The sequence below is a fragment of the Bacteroidota bacterium genome (genome assembly GCA_030706565.1).
GTDB lineage: Bacteria > Bacteroidota > Bacteroidia > Bacteroidales > JAUZOH01 > JAUZOH01.
Window position 1 is genome coordinate 1 of the sequence record JAUZOH010000559.1, and the last position, 1,962, is coordinate 1,962.

The 1,962-nt window shown below is 33.2% G+C and carries 1 protein-coding gene; it reads right to left on the minus strand.

Annotated features, from left to right (window positions below; all coding sequences use genetic code 11):
* Positions 1-464: 464 nt before the first annotated feature.
* Positions 465-1,709, minus strand: coding sequence for a DUF4153 domain-containing protein (locus Q8907_16750; protein ID MDP4275918.1), 1,245 nt, complete (start codon positions 1,707-1,709; stop codon positions 465-467).
* Between the last annotated feature and the right edge of the window lie 253 nt (positions 1,710-1,962).

Sequence of the window (1,962 nt, forward strand, 5' to 3'; positions counted from 1 at the left end):
TGTTTTAGCCCCTTGATAAATGAGGGACAATAAATCACTGACTTTAAATTTTATTCCGTTCAGGGAAATATTTAAATGCGAAATTTAAATTAAGTTATTATTTCTAATAATTAGTGTCTACTTTATTCTCTTCCTTTTTGTCGTCACAAAAAGGAAGCAAAAAAGACTTGACGAAAAAAACTCGCTTCTTCGCCAGTAGGCGAATACGCTCAGACAGTTTTTCGTCAATAAGGAATTGTTTTTAACGGCTTCGCCGAGTATTAGAACTTATGTGATTTAAAAGTTCTTTCAATTTCTTTGATATGAAATTATCCTAAATCCTTCAGCAAAGAGGGTCTATATGGCCGGAATGGTGGTCAGTTTGCTCCGGAATATACATATATCTGAAGCAGCCTAAATTTTACTTGCGAAACTTGAATAATTAATTCATATTTATGTTATGTTTTTAAATTAATGCACCATATTTATTTGAATCCAAAAACGAATGGAAGAATAAAGATTACAATAATGGTCCATGCGAAATAAATGGGCAGATATTTGGCAACTGCCTGTTCTACGGAATCAAGACGATTACTGTCAGAATATGCATTGAACAATCTTTTGGCCATAAGGATCAGGTTGGCAAAGATTAAAATATTTGAAACTAAAACGACTGTTCTGTTTGGAGTTAAGCCATTTGTCACCCTTGAAATTATTGCTGTCAATGCGATTGCATTAATCACAATGGCCAGCAGGGCTAACAGGAATAGAATTAACACATGAATATTTTTTCCTTTTGATTTATCCAGTTCTGAAACAGAAAATACAATAATGGCCATTACCGCTAACAGCATTACATTAAAAACGATCAGTAAATTTCTGTCTTCAATGATTTTGCTTTTTGTAAAAATAAATGAGACCAGATAAGCCCCCAGGGTTATCAATACCAATGGAGTAAACACTCTTGCGATTACCGGAACTATCTTGCTGGTAATATTAGGATACAAACGCAACAGATAAAAAGAAACAATAGGCGCAGCAACACCGCCAAATATAACAACGTAGTCCATGCAAAACTTTTCAATATTCATTTTTATAACAGAAAATAATCCTAATGTTATGACTGTCAGTATGCCACCGGCAATTAATATTAATCCAGTCATGATGATTAATTCGCCGTTAAACCGGATAAATTCAACCCGCTTATACAGGTTTTTATATTCAAACGAAATGAAGGACAATCCAAATAAACACCACAAAAATAGGGGGGCATGGATATAGGAAAGCATTATTGCATCGCTCTTTTTAGCAGGCAAAAAATTGATAAACAGTGTCAATGCCAGAATCGTAAGACCATATAAAAGAAGTTTCCTTATATCAAACAGTTTGTTTTGCCAAAAAGTATAAAGAATGATCCCGTTGAATACAATGATGGCCAGATCCCTTGAATAAAACAATTCAAGCCGGATTTGTGAAAACATATCCGGCAATTTAACCAGTAACCCCGTGATTAAAGAAAGGAATATAACAACCCATAAATCTGACCATTTGAATCCTTTTTCTCCTGCAACAGGATCAGGAGCCAGACGAAGTTTCCAGAATTGAACCAGATCAGAATGGTAATCATCCGGAATCTCTGAAAACGCTTTGGCAAACCCTTGTTTATTATTCCTGTATAAATTTTCAAGATTTACTGGATTGTTGATATTTTCAATTATCTGCTGTTTCATTTTGCTTAGTTTGTTTAATTCTAACCTTATATATTTGGATAAATTCCCCAATTCAAATTTTTGAATTTTAAAGCTGTCCTTAAACTTTGATTGCCGCATGATCTGTTCAAATTTGTAAAGCGAATAGGTCATGCCAGGTTGTTTGCGAAAAAAAATCTTTGACAGAAATTTACGAATAAAATCATTTCCTTTTAAATTTTCTTTTAGTTTGAAATTCAATTACTTTTGTTGAAATTCTTATAAGTTTCAAAAA

Excerpts from the sequence above, each read along its gene's own strand:
- Q8907_16750 (MDP4275918.1), bottom strand. The coding sequence starts at position 1,709 with ATGAAACAGCAGATAATTGAAAATATCAACAATCCAGTAAATCTTGAA.